The following is a 20,606-nucleotide window of genomic DNA, read 5'->3' on the forward strand; positions in this document are numbered from 1 at the left end:
TCCCGCTCGTCGGGGCCGGCTGCTAGCTTCGAAGCCTCACACCTAACAAATGTTTGGTGGAATGGCGTTGAGTGCGAAGGTAGCTGATGCGTCCATGGGTGTCTCCACCTCGTCCCCGGAAAAGGGGATTTCGCTCGTCACGGTCGACTTCCCACCGGTGAACGCGCTGCCGGTGGCCGGATGGTTCGCGCTGGCCGAGGCCGTGCGCGCGGCGGGCCGCGACCCGGAGACGCGGTGCGTGGTGCTGGCCGCCGAGGGACGCGGTTTCTGCGCGGGCGTGGACATCAAGGAGATACAGGCGGCCGGACAGCGGGCCCTGATCGGCGCCAACGAGGGCTGTGCCGAGGCGTTCGCCGCGGTCTACGAGTGCCCGACACCCGTCGTCGCGACGGTGCAGGGTTTCTGCCTGGGCGGCGGCATAGGCCTGGTGGGCAATGCGGACGCGGTCGTGGCGAGCGAGGACGCGACGTTCGGGCTGCCCGAGCTGGACCGGGGCGCGCTGGGTGCCGCCACGCATCTGGCCCGGCTGGTCCCGCAGCACCTGATGCGCGCGCTGTACTACACCGGGCGCACGGCCACCGCCGCCGAGCTGCACCGGCACGGCTCGGTCTGGCGTGTGGTGCCGCGCCCGGACCTGCGGGCGGCGGGACTCGAGCTGGCCCGGGAGATCGCCGCCAAGGACGGGCGGCTGCTGCGCATGGCCAAGGCCGCCATCAACGGCATCGATCCGGTCGACGTGCGCCGCAGCTACCGCTTCGAGCAGGGCTTCACGTTCGAGGCCAATCTCAGCGGGCTGGCCGACCGGGTCCGCGACACGTTCGGAAAGGAGGGCGCGTAGGTGGGTGACAAGACGATGACCGCCGACGAGGTGGTCGCACGGCTCGAGAGCGGCATGACGCTCGGCATCGGCGGCTGGGGGTCCCGCCGCAAGCCGATGGCCCTCGTCCGGGCGCTGCTGCGCTCCGCGATCGGGGACCTCACGGTCGTCTCGTACGGCGGCCCGGACGTCGGCATGCTGGCCGCGGCCGGCCGGATCCGCAGGCTGGTCACGGCCTTCGTCACGCTCGATTCGATCCCGCTGGAGCCGCACTACCGGGCGGCGCGTGAGCGGGGCGGGTTCGAGCTGACGGAGGTGGACGAGGGCATGTTCCTGTCTGGCCTGCAGGCGGCGGCGCACCGACTGCCCTTCCTGCCGGTGCGCGCCGGGCTCGGCTCGGACGTCATGCGGGTCAACCCGCACCTGCGGACGGTGACGTCGCCGTACGCGGACGGGGAGACGTTCGTGGCCATGCCGGCCCTGCGGACGGACGCGGCCCTGGTGCACGTCAACCGCGCCGACCGGCTGGGAAACGGCCAGTGCCTGGGTCCGGACCCGTACTTCGACGACCTGTTCTGCGAGGCGGCGGACGCGGCCTACGTCTCGTGCGAACACCTCGTGGAAACCGCCGAGTTGACCAAGGACGACGGCCCGCAGTCGCTGCTGCTCAAGCGGCTCGCGGTGACCGGCGTGGTGGAGGCGCCCAACGGCGCGCACTTCACCTCCTGCGCGCCGGACCACGGCAGGGACGAGGAGTTCCAGCGGTGCTACGCGTCCATGCCGTGGCCCGAGTTCAGGGAGCGGTTCCTCGGCCGGGACGAGGCCGCGTACCGGATGGCGGTGCGGGAGTGGCGGAAGGAGCAGGGGAGATGAGCGTCACCCGGGCCGAGACGTGCGTCGTCGCCTGCGCCGAGGCCTGGCGGGGCGCCGGGGAGATCCTGGCCAGCCCGATGGGCCTGGTCCCTTCGCTGGGCGCGCGGCTGGCCCGGCTCACCTTCGCGCCGGACCTGCTGCTGACCGACGGCGAGGCACTGCTGGTCCGGCCGGACGGGACTCCCGAGGGCTGGCTGCCCTACCGGCAGCATCTGGCGCTGGTGGCGGGCGGCCGCCGGCACGTGATGATGGGCGCCAGCCAGCTCGACCGGTACGGCAACCAGAACATCTCCTGCGTCGGCGACTGGGCACACCCCCGCCGGCAGTTGCTCGGAGTCCGGGGGGCACCTTTCAACACGTTGAACAATCCCACGAGTTACTGGATCCCCAGGCACTCGCGGCGGGTGTTCGTGGAGCGGGTGGACATGGTGTGCGGGGTGGGCCACGACCGGGCGGCGGAGCTGGGCCGCTCGGCCCGCTTCCACCGCCTCGTCAGGGTCGTCTCCGACCTCGGCGTGTTCGACTTCGCCACGCCGGACCGCTCGATGCGGCTGGTCTCGCTGCATCCGGGGGTGGACGTGGAGCAGGTGCGCGAGGCGACGGGGTTCGCGCTCGCCGTGCCGGACGAGGTGCCGTACACGCGAGAGCCCGATGCGGCGGAGCTGCGGCTGATCCGTGAGGTGCTGGACCCGGGCGGGGCACGGGCGCGTGAGGTACCGGAGGGGGTGAGGGGCTGATGGAGACGGCGCTCACCCGGCTGGTCGGGGTCCGCCATCCGATCGTGCAGACCGGTATGGGCTGGGTGGCCGGGCCCCGGCTGGTCTCGGCGGCGGCGAACGCGGGCGCCCTCGGCATCCTGGCCTCGGCGACGATGACGCCCGACCAGCTGCGCGCGGCCGTCCGGGAGGTCCGGTCGCGTACGGAGGCGCCGTTCGGGGTGAACCTCCGGGCCGACGCGGGTGATGCGGGCGACCGGGTGCGGATCATCCTGGAGGAGGGCGTGCGGGTGGCCTCGTTCGCGCTGGCACCCTCGCCCGGGCTGATCACCCGGCTGAAGGAGGCGGGGGTGGTGGTCATCCCGTCCGTCGGGGCGCGACGGCATGCCGAGAAGGTGGCGGCGTGGGGTGCGGACGCGGTGATCGTGCAGGGCGGCGAGGGCGGCGGGCACACCGGTGAGGTGGCGACGAGCGTGCTGCTGCCCCAGGTGGTGGACGCGGTGCGGATACCGGTCGTGGCGGCGGGCGGCTTCTTCGACGGGCGGGGACTGGTGGCGGCTCTGGCGTACGGGGCGGCCGGGGTGGCGATGGGCACACGGTTCCTGCTGACCTCCGACTCGACGGTGCCGGACGTGGTGAAGGCGCGGTATCTGGCGGCGACGGTCCGGGACGTCACCGTGACCCGGGCGGTGGACGGCCTGCCGCACCGGATGCTGCGCACGGATCTGGTGGAGGCGCTGGAGCGGTCGGGCCGCGCCCGGTCCCTGGCACGCGCGATCCGGGAGGCGGCCGGTTTCCGGCGCCTGTCGGGCCTCACCTGGCGGCAGTTGATCCGGGACGGCCGCGCGCTCCGGCACGGCAGGGAGCTGACCTGGAGCCAGGTGCTGCTGGCCGCGAACACGCCGATGCTGCTCAGGTCGGCGATGGTGGACGGGCGTACGGACGTCGGTGTGATGGCGGCCGGTCAGGTCGCGGGGGTGATCGACGATCTGCCGTCGTGCGCGGAGCTGGTGGAGCGGGTGATGGCACAGGCCGCGGAAATCATCGGTGGGCTGCAGGTGGGGGGTGCTTCAATGCGCGCATGACGGAGACGATCGGGCGGCCCTGGGGAATCAGCGTGTTCGGGGCGGGCAGCGTGCGGGTGGAGCCGCAGCTGGTGCGGGTGCGGCTCACGGTGGACGTGCTGAAGGCGACCCCGGAGCAGGCGTTCCAGGAGGCGGGCGCGGCCGTGTCCCGGCTGCGGGAGACCCTGCGCCGGCACGGGATACCGGACGCGTCGGTGTCCGGGTCCCGGCTGAAGCTGGCCTCGGAGTACGACGGTTACGGCGGCGAACGGAAGTTCCTCGGCTACCGCTGCCGGGCCTCCTACGCCGTGGAGACGGAGGCGCTCGACGACCTTGAGCGGCTCATCGTGGACGCGGTCGACGCGGGCGCCCACCAGATCGACCAGGTCGAGTTCGACGTGCACGACAAGCCCGCGCTGCGGGACGAGGCGCGCCGCCGGGCGGTGGCGGCCGCCCGCCGCAAGGCGCAGGTCTACACGGAGGCGGCCGGGGTCTCACTGGGCGGAGTGGTCCATGTGCAGGACGTGGACTCCGAGTCGCACGAGTTCCGCCAGTACCGCGGACACGGGGGTGGCGGCGGTGCCTCGGCGGGCGATCTGGCCCCCGGGATGGTCGAGGTGTCCGCCGGCGTGCTTCTGGGATTCGCCCTCGCCGACTGAGCCGCCCCGGCGGTGCGCCGCGGACGAGGCCGTCCAGCGGGCCCGCTCGCCGGCGGGCCCGTCCCGCCCCGGACCCGACCCGCCGGGCGAGCCGCGCCGCGTTCGTGGCCCGGGGCCGCGGGTCCAGGCCGCGCTCAGAGCCGTTCGATGATGGTCACGTTGGCCTGGCCGCCGCCCTCGCACATGGTCTGCAGGCCGTAGCGGCCTCCGGTGCGCTCCAGTTCGTGCAGGAGGGTCGTCATGAGGCGGACGCCGGTCGCGCCGAGGGGGTGGCCGAGGGCGATCGCGCCGCCGTTGACGTTGACCCGGTCGGGGTCGGCGCCCGTCTCCTTCAGCCAGGCGAGGACGACCGGCGCGAAGGCCTCGTTGATCTCCACGAGGTCGATGGCGTCGATGGTCAGGCCGGTCCTGCGCAGCGCGTGCGCGGTGGCCGGGATCGGCGCGGAGAGCATCCGGATGGGGTCCTCGCCGCGCACGGAGAGGTGGTGGACGCGGGCGCGCGGACGCAGGCCGTGGTCCCGTACCGCCCGCTCGGAGGCGAGCAGCATGGCGGCGGCCCCGTCGGAGACCTGGGAGGAGCAGGCGGCGGTGACGGTGCCGCCGTCGAGGACGGGCTTCAGTGCGGCCATCTTCGCCAGGGAGGTGTCCCGGCGCGGGCCCTCGTCGACCGCGACCTGGCCGTAGGGGACGGTCTCGCGCTCGAAACGGCCGGTGTCGATCGCCCAGACGGCCCGCCGGTGCGAGCGCAGGGCGAACTCCTCCTGGTCCTCCCGGCCGATGTGCCACCGGGCGGCGATCATCTCGGCGCCGGCGAACTGGTTGACGGGCTGGTCGCCGTAGCGGGCGCGCCAGCCGGTGCTGCCGAGGAAGGGGCCGTCGGTGAGGCCGAGGGGGCCGGCGGCCTGCCGGGAGGCGAAGGCGATGGGGATCTGGGTCATGTTCTGCACGCCGCCCGCGACCACCAGGTCCTGGGTGCCGGAGAGCACGGCCTGGGCGGCGAAGTGCACGGCCTGCTGGGAGGAGCCGCACTGCCGGTCGACGGTCACCCCCGGCACCTCCTCGGGCAGCCCGGCGGCCAGCCAGCAGGTGCGGGCGATGTCACCGGCCTGCGGCCCCACCGTGTCCAGACAGCCGAAGACGACGTCCTCCACGGCGGCCGGGTCGATCCCGGTCCGCGTCACCAGCGCGGTGAGCACGTGCGCGCCCAGGTCGGCCGGATGGGCGGCGCCGAGCCCTCCCCCGCGCCGCCCGACGGGCGTACGGACCGCTTCGACTATGTAGGCCTCGGCCATGGTAACTCCCTGGGCTGCAAGGGTCGTTATGCGCGTACGGCGATCCCGTCCAGCACCATCGACAGATACTGGCGGGCGATCTCCTCGGGGCTGTGCTGTCCGCCGGGCCGGTACCAGGAGGCCGCGACCCACACGGTGTCCCGCACGAAGCGGTAGGTGAGCCGGACGTCCAGGTCGGCGCGGAAGACCCGTTCGGTCACCCCGCGTTCCAGCGTGGACAGCCAGGCCCGCTCGAACCGGCGCTGGGATTCGGCCAGGAAGGCGAACCGGTCCTGGTCGACAAGCTGCCTGCTCTCCTTCTGGTAGATCGCGACGGCGGCGCGGTGCCGGTCGATCTCCCGGAAGGACTCGGTGACCAGGGCCTCCAGCGTCTCGCGGGGGCCGAGTGCGGAGGCGAGGACGGTGTCGTAGCCGTCCCACAGCTCGTCGAGGAAGGTGCGAAGGATCTCCTCGAGCATCGACTCCTTGGAGTCGAAGTGGTAGTAGAGGCTGCCCGCGAGCATCCCGGCATGGTCGGCGATCCTGCGGACGGTGGTGGCGTTGTAGCCGTGCTCGGCGAAGACCTCGGCAGCGGTGCTGAGGAGTTCGCCGCGGCGGGCCGCGGCGGCGGTCACCTGGGACTTCTTCTTGGTCGACACGCACCCATTGTGGTCCGCCCCGGTCGTCAGGGATGCCGGCTGCTGACGGCGACGACCTCGCCGGTCATGTACGACGAGTAGCCGGAGGCCAGGAACACGATCACGTTGGCCACCTCCCAGGGCTCGGCGTACCGACCGAAGGCCTCGCGCGCGGTGAGTTCGTCGAGCACGTCGGCGGAGGTGACCTTGACCAGGTGCGGGTGCATGGCCAGGCTCGGGGCGACCGCGTTGACCCGCACGCCGTACGCGGCGGCCTCGATCGAGGCGCAGCGGGTCAGCGCCATCACCCCGGCCTTGGCGGCGGCGTAGTGCGCCTGGCCGGCCTGGGCGCGCCAGCCCACCACCGAGGCGTTGTTGACGATCACGCCGCCGCGGGTCTCCCGCATGGCGCGCAGGGCCGCACGGGTACACCGGAAGGTGCCGGTCAGGGTGACGTCCAGGACGCGCGTCCACTGCTCGTCGGACATGTCGACGAGTTCGGAGGTGCCGCCGAGGCCCGCGTTGTTGACGACGACGTCCAGCCGCCCGTGCCGGGCCAGGGCCGCGTCGAACAGGGCCCGCACCTGTGCGTCGTCGGTGACGTCGCACGGCACGGCGGTCACCGCGCCCGGGAACTCCCGGGCCAGTTCGGCCTCGTACTCCTTCAGCCGGTGCGGGTGGGCGTCGCTGACGAGCACGCGCGCGCCCTCCTCCAGGAACCGGCGGGCGGTCGCGCCGCCGATCCCGGTGCCCGCCGCGGCGGTGATGACGGCCGTGCGCCCCCGCAGCAGTCCGTGCCCGGGTTCGTAGACCGGGCTCTCGACGCCTGTCATAGGGCCACGCTAACCTACCAAACACTTGTTAGGGAAGGATGGTGACGGCGACCGTGGACCTGACCCACTCCGGGGCCGACGAGGAGTTCCGTGCGGAGGCCCGGGCCTGGCTGGAGGCGCACGTGCCGCGCACACCGCTGCCCTCCCTGGAGACGGCGGAGGGTTTCGCGGCGCACCGCGCGTGGGAGGCGGAACTGGCCGCCGACCGCTGGTCGGTGGTGTCGTGGCCGCGTGAGTACGGCGGCCGGGACGCCGGGCTGCTGCGGTGGCTGGTCTTCGAGGAGGAGTACTGGGCGGCGGGCGCGCCGGGCCGGGTCGGCCAGAACGGCATCAGCCTGCTCGCGCCGACGCTCTTCGACCACGGCACGCGGGAGCAACGCGCGCGTGTCCTGCCGCCGATGGCGTCCGGCGCGGTGGTCTGGGCGCAGGCCTGGTCGGAGCCGGAGGCGGGCTCCGACCTGGCCTCGCTCACCTCGCGGGCGGTACGCGCGGACGGTGGCTGGCTGCTGACCGGGCACAAGACCTGGTCCTCGCGGGCGGCCTTCGCGGACCGGGCCTTCGGGCTCTTCCGCAGCGACCCCGGGGCCGGGAAGCCGCACCACGGGCTCACCTACCTGATGTTCGACCTGCGGGCGCCCGGCGTCACCGTCCGCCCGATCGGCCGGCTCGACGGGAAGCCGGCCTTCGCCGAGCTGTTCCTGGACGACGTCTTCGTGCCGGACGAGGACGTGATCGGCGAGCCCGGGCAGGGCTGGCGGATCGCGATGTCCACGACGGGCGAGGAACGCGGGCTCACCCTGCGTTCCCCGGGCCGCTTCCTCGCCGCCGCGGACCGGCTGCTCGCCCTCTGGCGCGGCGAGGGGTGCCCGGAGCACGCACGGGCGAGGGTGGCCGACGCCCTGATCGGCGCCCGCGCCTACCAGCTCTACACCTACGCGGCCGCCTCCCGCTTCCTGGAGGGCGACCGGCTGGGCCCGGAGTCCAGCATGAACAAGGTGTTCTGGTCCGAGCTGGACCTCGCGCTGCACGAGACCGCACTGGATCTGCTCGCCGGTGCGGGCGAGGCGGCGGACTCCGCCTGGGCCGAGGGATATCTCTTCGCGCTCGCCGGCCCGATCTACGCGGGCACGAACGAGATCCAGCGCGACATCGTCGCCGAGCGGCTGCTCGGCCTGCCGAAGGGCCGCCGCTGATGCGCTTCCTCCTCGACACCGAGCAGCGCGCCTTCGCCGGGTCGCTGCACGCGATGCTGCGGGCGGCGCACACCCCGGCGGTGGTCCGGGACTGGAGCCGCGGCGACCACGCGAGCGGCCGGGCGCTGTGGTCGCGGATCGCCGCGGCGGGGGTGTTCGGGCTGGCGATCCCGGAGGAGTACGGAGGGGCGGGGCCCCGTCCGGTGGAGCTGGCGGTGGCCTTCGTCGAGCTGGGACGGCACGCGGTACCGGGTCCGCTGGCGGAGACGGTCGCGGCGGCCGTGCTGCTCGGTGCGCCCCCGGCGGCCGGGCGCTTTCTGCCGGGACTCGCGGCGGGCACCGACATCGCGACCGTGGCGGCGCCCGCCGAAGGGGCCCTCGACACGGACGCGGCCTCTGTCCACCTGCTCGTGGCACCCGAGGGTCTGCGCCTGTCCGCGCCGGCGCCCGGTCCCGTGCGCCGCTCCCTCGACCCGGCCCGCCGGCTCACCCCGCTCGTCCCGGACGGCGAACTCCTCACCCGCGACCCGCCGTACGACCGGGCCGTCACCTGGGCCCGGCTGGCCACCGCCGCGCAGGCACTCGGGGTGGGCCTCGCCCTGCTCGACCGGACCGTCACCCATGTCGGGCAGCGCACCCAGTTCGGTGTGCCGGTCGGCTCCTTCCAGGCGGTCAAGCACCGGCTGGCCGACGCGAAGACCGCGCTGGAGTTCGCCCGTCCGCTGCTCTTCGGCGCGGCCCTGTCGATGCGCCCGGCGGACGTGGCCGCGGCCAAGCTCACGGTCTGCGAAGCGGCGTACGCCACCGCCCGGACGGCACTGCAGCTGCACGGTGCGATCGGCTACACGGCGGAGTTCGACCTGTCCCTGTGGCTGACCAGGGCGCGCGCGCTGCGCACGGCGTGGGGCACGCCCGAGCAGTGCCGGGTTCTCGTCCTACCCCGCGCCCCCGGCTAGGCGGCGCCACACCTCCCGCCCCGCACCCCCGGCCACGCGGCGCCACACCTCCCACCCCGGGGCCCCGGCCACGCGGCGCCACACCTCCCGCCCAGGGGCGCGGCCGGGCGCGGCGGCGCCTTCCGGCCCACTCGGAGAGCGCCACCGCATCGCGGTTCAGGCCGGTCGCACGATCCCCGCGGCGCGTGCGGCCGTCAGCCAGCGCGGGAACTCGCCGACGAGAAGGTCGTACAGCTCGGCGTCCGAGACCCGCCCCGGGTCCTCGCCGGCGTGGAAGAAGCCGGCGTTGTCCACGATCCGCTTGCCGGGCACCGCCAGTTCGTCCAGCTTCCGCAGGAAGTCGAACTGCCGGCTGCCGGGGTCGCCGAAGCCGACGAACTGCCAGAACAGCGGGAGTCTCGCCGCCTTGCACAGATGGCGTTCGGCGGCCGGCCTGCTGGTCGGGCCGCCGTCGGTCTGGAAGACGACCAGCGCGGGGACGGTGGCGCCGCTGTCGAGGTAGTGGTCGATGACGGCGTCCATCGCCACGTGGTAGCCGGTCCTGCCCATGTGCCCGAGCCCGGCGACGATCCGCTCGACGCTGCCCTCGTGGCCGTCGAGGGCGATGTCGGTGACGGCGTCGACGTCGGTGGAGAAGAACACCACCGGTACCCGGCCGTCGTCGTCCAGGTGCGCGGACAGGCCCAGCACCCGGTCGGCGAGCGCCTGCACACTGCCGTCGTCGTAGTACGGCTTCATCGAGCCGGAGTGGTCGATCACGAGATAGACGGCCGCCCGCAGTTCGTCCAGGCCGTGCTTGCGCAGCGAGATCCCGGCCGAGCGGTAGGCCTCGACGAGCGCCGGTGCCGTCTCCTCCAGCTTGCGCAGGCTGATCGCCGCCATGGTCCCCCCTGGGCCGTCCGGTGGCCGAGCCTACGGGATTACCGGCCGGGCGCGGACATGCAACGACGCCTGCCCGGTCGTCCGGTCGGGGACAGGAGGGCAGGCGCCGTCTGTGTTCCGTACGCCTTTGTACGGGACGTCTTCGGGGCCGTCAGACCGCCAGAGCGCGGTCCGTCGGGCGGATCGGGGCCGGCAGGTCGCTGGCTCCGGTCAGGTGGCGGTCGACGCCGCGGGCGGCCGAGCGGCCCTCCGCTATCGCCCACACGATCAGAGACTGGCCGCGGCCGGCGTCACCGGCGACGAACACCCCCGGCACGTTGGTCTGGTAGTCGGCGTCGCGAGCGATGTTACCGCGCTCGTCCAGCTCCAGGGCGAACTGGTCCACCAGGCCGTTCTCCCGGTCGGTGCCGGTGAAGCCCATGGCGAGGGTGACCAGCTGGGCCGGGATCTTGCGCTCGGTGCCCGGCTTCTGGGTCAGCTTGCCGTCGACGAACTCGACCTCGGCCAGGTGCAGCCACTGCACGTTGCCGTCCTCGTCGCCCTCGAAGTGGGTGGTGGAGGCGGAGTAGATCCGCTCGCCGCCCTCCTCGTGGGCCGAGGTGACCTTGTACAGGAGCGGGAAGGTCGGCCACGGCTGGCTGGCCGGGTGCCGCTCCTCGTTCGGGCGGGGCATGATCTCCAGCTGGGTGACGGAGGCCGCGCCCTGGCGGTGGGCGGTGCCCACGCAGTCCGCACCGGTGTCACCGCCGCCGATGACGACGACGTGCTTGCCCTCGGCCGAGAGCGGGGTGGTGACGTAGTCGCCCTCCTGGACCTTGTTGGCCAGCGGCAGGTACTCCATCGCCTGGTGGATGCCCTTCAGCTCCCGGCCGGGGACGGGCAGGTCACGGGCGGTGGTGGAACCGGCGGCGATCACGATCGCGTCGTACCGCTTCTTCAGGTCGCGCGCGTTGATGTCGCGGCCGACCTCGACACCGGTGCGGAAGCGGGTGCCCTCCGCGCGCATCTGCTCGATACGGCGGTTGATGTGCCGCTTCTCCATCTTGAACTCGGGGATGCCGTACCGCAGGAGGCCGCCGATGCGGTCCGCTCGCTCGTACACGGCGACCGTGTGGCCGGCCCGGGTCAGCTGCTGGGCGGCGGCGAGGCCCGCCGGGCCGGAGCCGATGACGGCGACCGTCTTGCCGGACAGCCGCTCGGGGATCTGCGGGGCGACGTCCCCGGTCTCCCACGCCTTGTCGATGATGGAGACCTCGACGTTCTTGATGGTGACCGGCGTCTGGTTGATGCCGAGCACACACGCCGACTCGCACGGGGCCGGGCAGAGGCGACCGGTGAACTCCGGGAAGTTGTTGGTCGCGTGCAGGCGCTCCTGGGCGGCCGCCCAGTCCTCGCGGTAGGCGTAGTCGTTCCACTCCGGGATCAGGTTCCCCAGCGGACAGCCGTTGTGGCAGAACGGGATGCCGCAGTCCATGCACCGGCTGGCCTGCTTGCTGATGATCGGCAGCAGGGAGCCGGGGACGTAGACCTCGTTCCAGTCCTTGACGCGCTCACCGACGGGACGGGACGCGGCGAGTTCGCGTCCGTGGTTGAGGAAGCCCTTCGGGTCAGCCATTGCTCGCCGCCTCCATCATCTTCTCGGTGATCTCGGTCTCGGAGAGACCGGCTCGCTCGGCGGCGTCCTTGGCGGCGAGCACTGCCTTGTACGTGCTGGGGATGATCTTGCTGAACCGCTCCGCTGCCGCGTCCCAGTCCGCGAGCAGCTTCCCGGCGACCGTCGAACCGGTCTCCTCGGCGTGGCGGCGCACCACGTCGTGCAGCCACTGCTTGTCCGTGTCGTCCAGCGCCTCGACCGCTCCGGCGTTGCCGGCGTTGACGTTGTCCCGGTCGAGGTCGATGACGTAGGCGATGCCACCGGACATGCCGGCCGCGAAGTTGCGGCCGGTCGGGCCGAGGACGACCGCGTGGCCACCGGTCATGTACTCGCAGCCGTGGTCGCCCACGCCCTCGGAGACCACCGTCGCGCCGGAGTTGCGGACGCAGAACCGCTCGCCGGTCCGGCCGCGCAGGAACAGCTCGCCGCCGGTGGCGCCGTAGCCGATGGTGTTGCCCGCGATGGTCGAGTACTCGGCGAGGTGGTCGGCCGCGCGGTCCGGGCGGACGACGACGCGGCCGCCGGACAGGCCCTTGCCGACGTAGTCGTTGGCGTCGCCCTCCAGGCGCAGCGTGACACCTCGCGGCAGGAAGGCGCCGAAGGACTGGCCGGCCGAGCCGGTGAAGGTGATGTCGATGGTGTCCTCGGGCAGGCCCGCACCACCGAACTTCTTCGTCACCTCGTGGCCGAGCATGGTGCCGACCGTGCGGTTGATGTTGCGGATGGCGACCTGGGCGCGCACCGGCTGGGCCTCGGTCGCGTCGGAGGCGGCCAGGGCGTCGGCGGCGAGCTTGATCAGCTCGTTGTCCAGCGCCTTCTGCAGCCCGTGGTCCTGGGCGATCACCTGGTGGCGGACGGCGCCGTCGGGCAGGTCGGGCACGTGGAACAGCGGCTCCAGGTCCAGGCCCTGGGCCTTCCAGTGGTCGACCGCGCGCTCGACGTCCAGCACCTCGGCGTGGCCGACGGCCTCCTCGATGGAGCGGAAGCCCAGCTCGGCGAGGAGCTCGCGGACCTCCTCCGCGATGAAGCGGAAGAAGTTCACCACGTACTCGGCCTTGCCGTTGAAGCGCTCGCGCAGCGTCGGGTTCTGCGTGGCGATGCCGACCGGGCAGGTGTCCAGGTGGCAGACGCGCATCATGATGCAGCCGGAGACGACGAGCGGAGCGGTCGCGAAACCGAACTCCTCGGCGCCGAGCAGCGCGGCGATGACGACGTCACGGCCGGTCTTGAGCTGGCCGTCGGTCTGGACGACGATCCGGTCGCGCAGGCCGTTGAGCAGCAGGGTCTGCTGGGTCTCGGCGAGGCCCAGCTCCCAGGGACCGCCCGCGTGCTTCAGGGAGGTCAGCGGGGAGGCACCCGTGCCGCCGTCGTGGCCGGAGATCAGCACGACGTCGGCGTGCGCCTTGGACACACCCGCGGCGACCGTGCCCACGCCGACCTCGGAGACCAGTTTGACGTGGATCCGCGCCTGCGGGTTCGCGTTCTTCAGGTCGTGGATCAGCTGCGCGAGGTCTTCGATGGAGTAGATGTCGTGGTGCGGCGGCGGCGAGATGAGGCCGACGCCGGGCGTCGAGTGACGCGTCTTCGCGACCCACGGGTAGACCTTGGGGCCGGGCAGCTGGCCGCCCTCGCCGGGCTTGGCGCCCTGGGCCATCTTGATCTGGATGTCGTCCGCGTTGACCAGGTACTCGGAGGTGACGCCGAAGCGGCCGGAGGCGACCTGCTTGATCGCCGAGCGGCGCGCCGGGTCGTACAGGCGATCCGAGTCCTCGCCGCCCTCACCGGTGTTGGACTTGCCGCCCAGCTGGTTCATGGCGATGGCGAGGGTCTCGTGCGCCTCCTTGGAGATGGAGCCGTACGACATCGCGCCCGTGGAGAAGCGCTTGACGATCTCGCTCGCCGGCTCGACCTCGTCGATGGAGATCGGCTGGCGGCCGGACTGGAAGCCGAACAGGCCGCGCAGCGTCATCAGGCGCTCGGACTGCTCGTTCACCCGGTCCGTGTACTTCTTGAAGATGTCGTACCGGCCGGTGCGCGTGGAGTGCTGGAGCCGGAAGACCGTGTCCGGGTCGAACAGGTGCGGCTCGCCCTCGCGGCGCCACTGGTACTCGCCGCCGATCTCCAGCGCGCGGTGCGCGGGAGCGATGCCGGAGGCCGGGTAGGCCTTGGCGTGGCGGGCGGCGACCTCCCGGGCGATGACGTCGATGCCGACGCCGCCGATCTTGGTGGCCGTGCCGTTGAAGTACTTCGTCACGAAGGTCTCGTCCAGGCCGACGGCCTCGAAGACCTGGGCGCCGCGGTAGGAGGCGACGGTGGAGATGCCCATCTTGGACATGACCTTCAGGACGCCCTTGCCGAGGGCGTAGATCAGGTTCTTGATGGCCTTCTCGGGCTCGAGGCCGTTCAGGAAGGTGCCCGCGCGCAGCAGGTCCTCGACGGACTCCATCGCCAGGTACGGGTTGACGGCGGCGGCGCCGAAGCCGATGAGCAGGGCGACGTGATGGACCTCGCGGACGTCGCCGGCCTCGACCAGCAGGCCCACGTGGGTGCGCTGCTTGGTGCGGATGAGGTGGTGATGGACGGCCGCGGTGAGCAGCAGCGACGGGATCGGCGCGTGCTCGGCGTCGGAGTGCCGGTCGGACAGGACGATCAGCCGGGCGCCGTTGTCGATGGCCGCGTCGGCCTCGGCGCAGATCTCCTCGATCCGCGCGGCGAGCGACTCGCCGCCGCCGGAGACCCGGTACAGGCCGGAGAGGGTTGCGGCCTTGAAGCCGGGCATGTCGCCGTCGGCGTTGATGTGGATGAGCTTGGCCAGCTCGTCGTTGTCGATGACCGGGAAGGGCAGCAGGACGGACCGGCAGGAGGCGGCGGTCGGGTCGAGCAGGTTGCCCTGCGGGCCCAGCGAGCTGCGCAGGGAGGTGACCAGCTCCTCGCGGATGGCGTCCAGCGGCGGGTTGGTCACCTGCGCGAACAGCTGGGTGAAGTAGTCGAAGAGCAGCCGCGGGCGCTCGGACAGGGCCGCGATCGGCGAGTCCGTGCCCATGGAGCCGATCGGCTCGGCGCCGGAGCGGGCCATCGGCGCGAGGAGGATGCGCAGCTCCTCCTCGGTGTAGCCGAAGGTCTGCTGGCGGCGGGTGACCGAGGCGTGGGTGTGGACGATGTGCTCGCGCTCGGGCAGGTCGCCCAGCTCGATCTCACCGGCCTCCATCCATTCGGCGTACGGCTTCTCGGCCGCGAGGGACGCCTTGATCTCGTCGTCCTCGATGATGCGGTGCTCGGCGGTGTCGACGAGGAACATGCGGCCGGGCTGCAGGCGGCCCTTGCGGACGACCTTGGCCGGGTCGATGTCGAGGACGCCGACCTCGGAGCCGAGGACGACGAGGCCGTCGTCGGTGACCCAGTAGCGGCCGGGGCGCAGACCGTTGCGGTCGAGCACGGCGCCGACCTGGGTGCCGTCGGTGAAGGTGACGCAGGCGGGGCCGTCCCAGGGCTCCATCATCGTGGAGTGGAACTGGTAGAAGGCGCGCCGGGCCGGGTCCATGGAGTCGTGGTTCTCCCACGCCTCCGGGATCATCATCAGCACGGAGTGCGGCAGCGAACGGCCGCCGAGGTGCAGCAGCTCCAGCACCTCGTCGAAGGAGGCCGAGTCGGAGGCGTCCGGCGTGCACACCGGGAAGATCCGCTCGAGGGCCTTGTCGTCCGAGCCGAGGAGGTCCGAGGCGAGCTGGGACTCGCGGGCGACCATCCAGTTGCGGTTGCCCTTGACGGTGTTGATCTCACCGTTGTGCGCGACGAAGCGGTACGGGTGCGCGAGCGGCCAGGACGGGAAGGTGTTCGTGGAGAAGCGCGAGTGGACGAGCGCGATCGCGGAGCCGAAGCGCCGGTCGGACAGGTCGGGGAAGAACGGTTCCAGCTGGCCGGTGGTCAGCATGCCCTTGTAGACGATGGTCCGGGCGGACAGCGAGGGGAAGTACACCCCCGCCTCGCGCTCGGCGCGCTTGCGCAGGACGAACGCCTTGCGGTCCAGCGCGATGCCCTCGCTGGCGTGGTCGGCGACGAAGACCTGACGGAAGACCGGCATGGTGGAGCGGGCGGTGGCACCCAGCAGCTCCGGGGCGACGGGGACCTCGCGCCACCCGAGGACGGTGAGGTCCTCCTCGGCCGCGATCGTCTCGATGCGTGAGACGGCGTCCTCGGTCCCCTCCCCCGGCAGGAAGGCGATGCCGACGGCGTAGGAGCCGGCGGCGGGCAGGTCGAATCCGGCCACCTCACGGAAGAAGGTGTCGGGAACCTGGGACAGGATGCCCGCGCCGTCGCCCGAGTCGGGCTCGGAGCCGGTGGCACCGCGGTGCTCCAGGTTGCGCAGCACGGTGAGCGCCTGCTCGACCAGCGTGTGGGACGCCTCGCCGGTAAGGGTGGCGACGAAACCGACACCACAGGCGTCGTGTTCGTTGCGGGGGTCGTACATACCCTGGGCAGCAGGGCGAGCATCCATGAACGACCAGTTTCGGCCGTTCGAGGAATGCTGGGACGGCTGGCGCGGCGTACGCATCGGCTCTCCCGTCGTCGTCATGTGGCATGTGGCAGGTGCCGAGGGACGACGTTGGCCCTCTGCGTGGAGTGCAAAATTTCGTGCAGGTTACATGATGGAGCGGTTCTCGGGAAGCGGATACTCCGTTCCAGCATGCGGACACCACGGGGGTCCATGGCGCTCTGCCGCACGGAGCGGCACTGTGCCCAGAGGGCGGTCAACGTACGAGGGGGGCCGGCACGGACGAGATCGATCGGATCGGTGTCCGTGGGCCCGGCGGCGGGGGGAGCGTCGTCGGCTCACCCCCACAGGAGGGTGCGTCGTCGGCTCACCCCACAGGGGGGTGCGGCAGGCGTCATTGCCCGCGGTGCTTACGGCTCATGCCCGGTGGTCATGCTTCTGAAACCAGCGGGTAACGGCTATTTATACAACGCATTGCATAAGTACCGCTTGCACTATCCTACGGCCGTTCCGAACAGATGCCCCAGGGCGTAGGTCACACCGGCCGCCGCGCCGCCGAGCGCCAGCTGCCGGAGGCCGCTGTACCACCAGCTGCGCGCGGTCACCTTGGCCACGACGGCGCCGCAGCCGAAGAGCCCGGCGAGGGCGAGGAGCACGGCGGGCCACAGCACCGCGGCCCCCAGCAGGTACGGCAGCAGCGGCAGCAGGGCGCCGAGTGCGAACGAGCCGAACGACGACACGGCGGCGACCAGCGGTGACGGCAGGTCGGAGGGGTCGATGCCCAGCTCCTCGCGCGCGTGTATCTCCAGGGCCTGCTCGGGATCCCGGGACAGCTGGCGGGCGACCTGCCGGGCCAGCTCGGGCTCGACACCGCGGGCCACGTAGAGCGCCGCCAGCTCGTCCTCCTCGTCCTGCGGATGCTTGCGCAGCTCGCGGCGCTCGACGTCGAGTTCGGCCTCGACCAGCTCACGCTGGGAGGCGACGGAGGTGTACTCCCCGGCCGCCATCGAGAAGGCGCCGGCGGCGAGGCCGGCGAGCCCGGTGACGACGATCGTCTGCTGGCCGACGGAGCCACCGGCCACACCGGTCATCAGGGCGAGGTTGGAGACCAGGCCGTCCATCGCGCCGAAGACGGCGGGGCGCAGCCAGCCGCCGTTCACGTCCCGGTGCGTGTGGTTGTCGCGGTGCGCCTCGTGCAGCGCGGCCTCGGTGTCGATGATGGCCATGCGGCCCCCCGGATTAGCTAAGCCAAAGCTAACTTTGGACGAGTTCTACTTTTTGACAACTAGAACTCTATGCCGATCATTCCCCGGCCGCCAGCAAGGAAAGGCTCGGCTAACCTGCGGCTTTACCTTCTTTGCTCATTCGTGCATTGATGAGCTCAAATGCCGAGCGGGTGACTACGGGCCGGCGAGGGCTGGAGGCGCCGCCTGCCGTGGCACACATCCGCAAAGGGTCCCGGGTTCCGCTGATCGAGGCCGCCCAGGGACCCGTGGTCCTTGTCCGAGGAGGCCGCCCCATGGCATCGATCGCCTGCACTCCCCCGGTCCCGGCGCCCGGGGACGCACCGGGGCTCCGTGACCGGGCCCGTGGAGCGCTGCTCGGCCTGGCGGTCGGGGACGCGCTGGGGGCCCCGGCGGAGAACCTCAGGCCCTCCGAGATCCGCGCGCGCTGGGGCCGGATCACCGGGTACGTGGCCGAGAAGCCGTCCGGTACGGACGACACCGAGTACGCGATCTTCTCCGGTCTCCTCCTGGCCCGGCACGGCTCGGCGCTGACCCCGGCCCACGTCGAGGCGGCCTGGCACGAGTGGATCGCGGACCGGGCCGAGGGGCCCTTCCGGGGCGCGGGCTTCAGCGAGCGCGGCACCCTCGAGAACCTCCGGCGGGGTCTGGCCGCGCCCATCTCGGCCCAGCACCGCCATGCCTGGAGTGACGGTCTGGCGATGCGCGCGGCGCCCTTCGGGGTGTTCGCCGCCGGGCGCCCCGGTGAGGCGGCCCGGCTGGTGGCGATCGACGGCTCCATCAGTCACGAGGGCGAGGGGATCTACGGCGGCCAGGCGGTCGCGGCGGGTGTGGCGGCGGCGATGGCGGGAGCGCCGGTGCCGGTGGTGGTCGCCGCCGCGCTCGCCGTCGTCCCCGACGACTCCTGGACGGCCCGCTCCCTGCGGCGCGCCGTGACGGTGGCCCACCGCGGCGAACGGGCGGTGCGCTCCGCTGTCGTCATCGGCGGCTACCCCTGGACCGACCTGGCCCCGGAGGCGGTCGCGCTCGCCTTCGGCGCGTACGCGGCGGCCGACGGCGACTTCCGTGAGGCGGTCCTGACGGCCGTCAACATGGGCCGCGACGCGGATACGACGGCGGCGGTGGCGGGCGCGCTGTCCGGTGCGGCCCAGGGGCTGTCGGCGATCCCGCCGGCCTGGGCGGCCGCGATCGGGCCGGCCCGCGGCCGATGCCTGCCGTCCATGGCGGGCCACCACGTCCTGGACGTGGCCGAACTGCTGGTACCGGGCGAGGGCGGAAAGTGGGGAGCGGACGTCGTACTACCGGAGTCCCTGCCGCCGGAACTGCTGACGCTCGTCGCGAGCGACCGGCGAGAGGCCCGCGCCGCACTACCGGAACCCCTGCCTACGCCACTGCCGACACCGGCCGCGGGCGAGATGCGGGGAAGTGAGGGCGCGTTGCCGGAAACCTCGCCCGCACGACCACCGACGCCGATCACGGACGAGATGCGGGAGACCGAGGGCGCGCTGGCGGAGGCCGTGTTCGCGGAGCCGGCGGTGCCGTACGACAGCGCGAGGCGCGGGACGGACGGCGCGGCGCCGGAGGACTCGCCTCCCCCGGCACTGACGCCCGCCCCCCAACCGCCTGAGCTGCCGCCGCCCCCGACGCCCACTTCCCTGCTCACCGAGCCACCCCCGTCCCCTACGCCCACTCCCCAACCCACCGAGCTATCCCCACCCCCGACGCCCACCCCCCAACCCCCTGAGCTGCTCCCAACCCCGACGCCCACTTCCTTGCTCACCGAGCCGGCCCCACCCGCGGCACCCGCCCCCCAGCCCACCGAGCTATCCCCACCTCCGACGCCCACCCGCCAGCCTCCCGAGCCACCCCCACTCCCGACGCCCACTTCCCAGCCCAGCGAGTCGGGTGGTGGGTGGGCGGAGGGGCGAACGGACAGCGGGCCGAGCCACCCCGCGCACGGCGAGAGCGGAAGGCGGACGGACAGCGGGCCGAGCCACCCCGCGCACGGCGAGAACAGAAGGCAGACGGACAGCGGGCCGAGCCTCCCCGCGCACGGCGAGAGCGGAAGGCAGACGGACAGCGGGCCGAGCCACCCCGCGCACGGCGAGAGCGGAAGGCGGACGGACGGCCGGCCGGGGCTCCTCGTGGGGGCCGGGGACCCCGGCGCGGCCGAGAGCGAGCCGGGGTCGTGACGCCACGCCGTATCGAGGGCCTGCTGCTCGGTCTCGCCGCGGGAGACGCCGCCGGCTGGCCCGCCGCCCGGCACCGCGCCGCCCGTATGCCCGAGTGGACCCGCCGCCTGACCCGGGAACTGGACACGTTCGCCGAGCAGAACGCCACCACCACCCTCCCCGTCCCGATCGCCCTGAACCAGCCCCCCGAGCCCCTCCGCCTCGGCCCTTCCGACGACGCCGAGTGGGCGGCCTTCGCCGCCGAGGCGGTCCTGCGCGCCGGCGACGACGACGTGCTCGGCGACCTCAGCCGGGAACGCCGTATGCGCGCCGCGATCGACCTCACCTGGACCGCCGTGGCCTCCGAGGTCGCCGCCGCGGCGGACCGCGCCCCCGAGATCGAGTCCGCCGTCCTCCCGCTGCGCGCCCGCATCTCCGTCCGGGCGGGCCTCGGCAACCTCGCCACCGGCCTGCGGCCGCCCGCCACCGGCCACGACAACCCGCACTACTTCGACGACGCGGCCTGTGTCCGCGCCTGCGTCCTCGCGGTGGCGCACCCGGGCGACCCCGCAGGCGCCGCCGACCTCGCCGAGTTCGACGCCCGCTACACCCAGGACGGCGACGGCGTGCACGGCGCCCGCGCGATGGCCGCGGCCCTGGCGCTGGCGCTGACCGGCGCGGACACCGGCACGTGCGTGACCGCCGCCCTCGCCGAACTCCCCGGGGACACGGAGATCGGCCGCAACGCCCGCCACGCACTCGCCCTGGCGCGGGACGGCGAGTCCGCCTTCGCCCTCGTCCCGCTCCTGGAACACCAGATCGTCGACCACGTCTACAGCTACGGCATCGCCGCAGCCGAGACCGTCCCCGTCGCCCTGGCCCTGGCCACCGCCGCCCGCGGCCGCATCGCCGAAGCCGTCCCCGCCGCCGCCTGCCTGTCCCGGGTCGCGGACTCCGCCCCCGCCCTCGCGGGCGCGCTGACCGGCGCCGTCGGCGGTGGCGAGGCGATTCCGGGGACGTGGCGGGACGCCTGCCGCACCCTGTCCGGCTGCACCCTGCCCCGCCTCACCGGCACGGACCTGGTGGAACTCGCCGGGCTCCTGGAAGCCGCACAACCGGCCTCCGCAGGAGGATGATTCGGGA

General features: G+C 72.9%; 16 protein-coding genes. 9 read left to right on the forward strand and 7 right to left on the reverse strand.

From position 1 onward, the window contains the following. Positions 1-94: 94 nt before the first annotated feature. Genes ACGFT2_RS32140 through ACGFT2_RS32160 form a run of 5 tightly spaced genes read left to right on the forward strand, consistent with a single transcriptional unit; the run spans position 95 to position 4,129 of the window. Positions 95-838 (forward strand): enoyl-CoA hydratase family protein, encoded by a 744-nt coding sequence (locus ACGFT2_RS32140; protein WP_393285243.1) that lies wholly within the window; start codon positions 95-97, stop codon positions 836-838. Further along, complete coding sequence (locus ACGFT2_RS32145; protein WP_393285246.1) at positions 839-1,690, forward strand: CoA transferase subunit A; 852 nt, start codon at positions 839-841, stop codon at positions 1,688-1,690. It begins immediately after the preceding gene. Next, positions 1,687-2,427 carry a CoA-transferase subunit beta gene (locus ACGFT2_RS32150; RefSeq protein WP_393285249.1) on the forward strand — a complete coding sequence of 247 codons (741 nt, stop codon included), beginning with the start codon at positions 1,687-1,689 and terminating at the stop codon, positions 2,425-2,427. The genes ACGFT2_RS32145 and ACGFT2_RS32150 overlap by 4 nt, the downstream gene beginning before the upstream one ends. Continuing rightward, positions 2,427-3,491, forward strand: coding sequence for an NAD(P)H-dependent flavin oxidoreductase (locus ACGFT2_RS32155; RefSeq protein WP_393285252.1), 1,065 nt, complete (start codon positions 2,427-2,429; stop codon positions 3,489-3,491). The genes ACGFT2_RS32150 and ACGFT2_RS32155 overlap by 1 nt, the downstream gene beginning before the upstream one ends. Beyond that, positions 3,488-4,129: an SIMPL domain-containing protein gene (locus ACGFT2_RS32160; RefSeq protein WP_393285255.1), complete on the forward strand. Its 642-nt coding sequence runs from the start codon at positions 3,488-3,490 to the stop codon at positions 4,127-4,129. Before ACGFT2_RS32155 ends, ACGFT2_RS32160 begins: the two co-directional genes overlap by 4 nt. Before the next feature lie 134 nt (positions 4,130-4,263). Here the strand turns inward: ACGFT2_RS32160 and ACGFT2_RS32165 are convergent, their stop codons facing one another. From ACGFT2_RS32165 to ACGFT2_RS32175, 3 genes are read right to left on the reverse strand one after another with little or no spacing between them, the layout of a single operon-like run. After that, the gene (locus tag ACGFT2_RS32165; RefSeq protein WP_393285257.1) at positions 4,264-5,421 is read right to left on the reverse strand and encodes an acetyl-CoA C-acetyltransferase; all 1,158 of its coding nucleotides are present in this window, start codon (positions 5,419-5,421) and stop codon (positions 4,264-4,266) included. A 26-nt stretch (positions 5,422-5,447) separates the two neighbouring features. Further along, on the reverse strand, positions 5,448-6,059 hold the full coding sequence (locus ACGFT2_RS32170) for a TetR/AcrR family transcriptional regulator (RefSeq protein WP_393285259.1): 612 nt from the start codon (positions 6,057-6,059) through the stop codon (positions 5,448-5,450). A gap of 26 nt (positions 6,060-6,085) precedes the next feature. Then, complete coding sequence (locus ACGFT2_RS32175; protein WP_393285262.1) at positions 6,086-6,871, reverse strand: SDR family oxidoreductase; 786 nt, start codon at positions 6,869-6,871, stop codon at positions 6,086-6,088. Positions 6,872-6,909: 38 nt separating this feature from the next. Between ACGFT2_RS32175 and ACGFT2_RS32180 the strand changes: the two genes are divergently transcribed. Next, a complete protein-coding gene (locus ACGFT2_RS32180) occupies positions 6,910-8,064 on the forward strand; it encodes an acyl-CoA dehydrogenase family protein (RefSeq protein WP_393285264.1) in 1,155 nt (384 codons plus the stop codon). After that, positions 8,064-9,020 carry an acyl-CoA dehydrogenase family protein gene (locus ACGFT2_RS32185; RefSeq protein WP_393285266.1) on the forward strand — a complete coding sequence of 319 codons (957 nt, stop codon included), beginning with the start codon at positions 8,064-8,066 and terminating at the stop codon, positions 9,018-9,020. Before ACGFT2_RS32180 ends, ACGFT2_RS32185 begins: the two co-directional genes overlap by 1 nt. 156 nt (positions 9,021-9,176) lie before the next feature. Here the strand turns inward: ACGFT2_RS32185 and ACGFT2_RS32190 are convergent, their stop codons facing one another. From ACGFT2_RS32190 to ACGFT2_RS32205, 4 genes are all read right to left on the reverse strand, one after another. Then, positions 9,177-9,902, reverse strand: coding sequence for a vWA domain-containing protein (locus ACGFT2_RS32190; RefSeq protein WP_393285269.1), 726 nt, complete (start codon positions 9,900-9,902; stop codon positions 9,177-9,179). A gap of 151 nt (positions 9,903-10,053) precedes the next feature. Beyond that, positions 10,054-11,517: a glutamate synthase subunit beta gene (locus tag ACGFT2_RS32195; RefSeq protein ID WP_393285272.1), complete on the reverse strand. Its 1,464-nt coding sequence runs from the start codon at positions 11,515-11,517 to the stop codon at positions 10,054-10,056. Beyond that, a complete protein-coding gene (gltB, locus tag ACGFT2_RS32200; protein WP_393285275.1) occupies positions 11,510-16,108 on the reverse strand; it encodes a glutamate synthase large subunit in 4,599 nt (1,532 codons plus the stop codon). Before gltB ends, ACGFT2_RS32195 begins: the two co-directional genes overlap by 8 nt. A gap of 434 nt (positions 16,109-16,542) precedes the next feature. Further along, positions 16,543-17,274 carry a VIT1/CCC1 transporter family protein gene (locus ACGFT2_RS32205; protein ID WP_393285277.1) on the reverse strand — a complete coding sequence of 244 codons (732 nt, stop codon included), beginning with the start codon at positions 17,272-17,274 and terminating at the stop codon, positions 16,543-16,545. 293 nt (positions 17,275-17,567) lie between these two features. On the opposite strand from ACGFT2_RS32205, the gene ACGFT2_RS32210 reads away from it, so the two are divergent. Together ACGFT2_RS32210 and ACGFT2_RS32215 are read left to right on the forward strand one after the other, a co-directional pair. Then, a complete protein-coding gene (locus ACGFT2_RS32210) occupies positions 17,568-19,484 on the forward strand; it encodes an ADP-ribosylglycohydrolase family protein (protein WP_393285280.1) in 1,917 nt (638 codons plus the stop codon). Beyond that, positions 19,481-20,599: an ADP-ribosylglycohydrolase family protein gene (locus ACGFT2_RS32215; protein ID WP_393285283.1), complete on the forward strand. Its 1,119-nt coding sequence runs from the start codon at positions 19,481-19,483 to the stop codon at positions 20,597-20,599. The genes ACGFT2_RS32210 and ACGFT2_RS32215 overlap by 4 nt, the downstream gene beginning before the upstream one ends. Positions 20,600-20,606 lie beyond the last annotated feature (7 nt).

It is taken from the genome of Streptomyces sp. NPDC048514, assembly GCF_043199955.1.
In the GTDB taxonomy this organism is placed as follows: domain Bacteria; phylum Actinomycetota; class Actinomycetes; order Streptomycetales; family Streptomycetaceae; genus Streptomyces.

Excerpts from the sequence above, each read along its gene's own strand:
- ACGFT2_RS32155 (WP_393285252.1), top strand. The coding sequence starts at position 2,427 with ATGGAGACGGCGCTCACCCGGCTGGTCGGGGTCCGCCATCCGATCGTG.
- gltB (WP_393285275.1), bottom strand. The coding sequence starts at position 16,108 with ATGCGTACGCCGCGCCAGCCGTCCCAGCATTCCTCGAACGGCCGAAAC.
- ACGFT2_RS32190 (WP_393285269.1), bottom strand. The coding sequence starts at position 9,902 with ATGGCGGCGATCAGCCTGCGCAAGCTGGAGGAGACGGCACCGGCGCTC.
- ACGFT2_RS32180 (WP_393285264.1), top strand. The coding sequence starts at position 6,910 with ATGGTGACGGCGACCGTGGACCTGACCCACTCCGGGGCCGACGAGGAG.
- ACGFT2_RS32140 (WP_393285243.1), top strand. The coding sequence starts at position 95 with ATGGGTGTCTCCACCTCGTCCCCGGAAAAGGGGATTTCGCTCGTCACG.
- ACGFT2_RS32175 (WP_393285262.1), bottom strand. The coding sequence starts at position 6,871 with ATGACAGGCGTCGAGAGCCCGGTCTACGAACCCGGGCACGGACTGCTG.
- ACGFT2_RS32160 (WP_393285255.1), top strand. The coding sequence starts at position 3,488 with ATGACGGAGACGATCGGGCGGCCCTGGGGAATCAGCGTGTTCGGGGCG.
- ACGFT2_RS32165 (WP_393285257.1), bottom strand. The coding sequence starts at position 5,421 with ATGGCCGAGGCCTACATAGTCGAAGCGGTCCGTACGCCCGTCGGGCGG.
- ACGFT2_RS32205 (WP_393285277.1), bottom strand. The coding sequence starts at position 17,274 with ATGGCCATCATCGACACCGAGGCCGCGCTGCACGAGGCGCACCGCGAC.
- ACGFT2_RS32185 (WP_393285266.1), top strand. The coding sequence starts at position 8,064 with ATGCGCTTCCTCCTCGACACCGAGCAGCGCGCCTTCGCCGGGTCGCTG.
- ACGFT2_RS32150 (WP_393285249.1), top strand. The coding sequence starts at position 1,687 with ATGAGCGTCACCCGGGCCGAGACGTGCGTCGTCGCCTGCGCCGAGGCC.
- ACGFT2_RS32195 (WP_393285272.1), bottom strand. The coding sequence starts at position 11,517 with ATGGCTGACCCGAAGGGCTTCCTCAACCACGGACGCGAACTCGCCGCG.
- ACGFT2_RS32210 (WP_393285280.1), top strand. The coding sequence starts at position 17,568 with ATGGCATCGATCGCCTGCACTCCCCCGGTCCCGGCGCCCGGGGACGCA.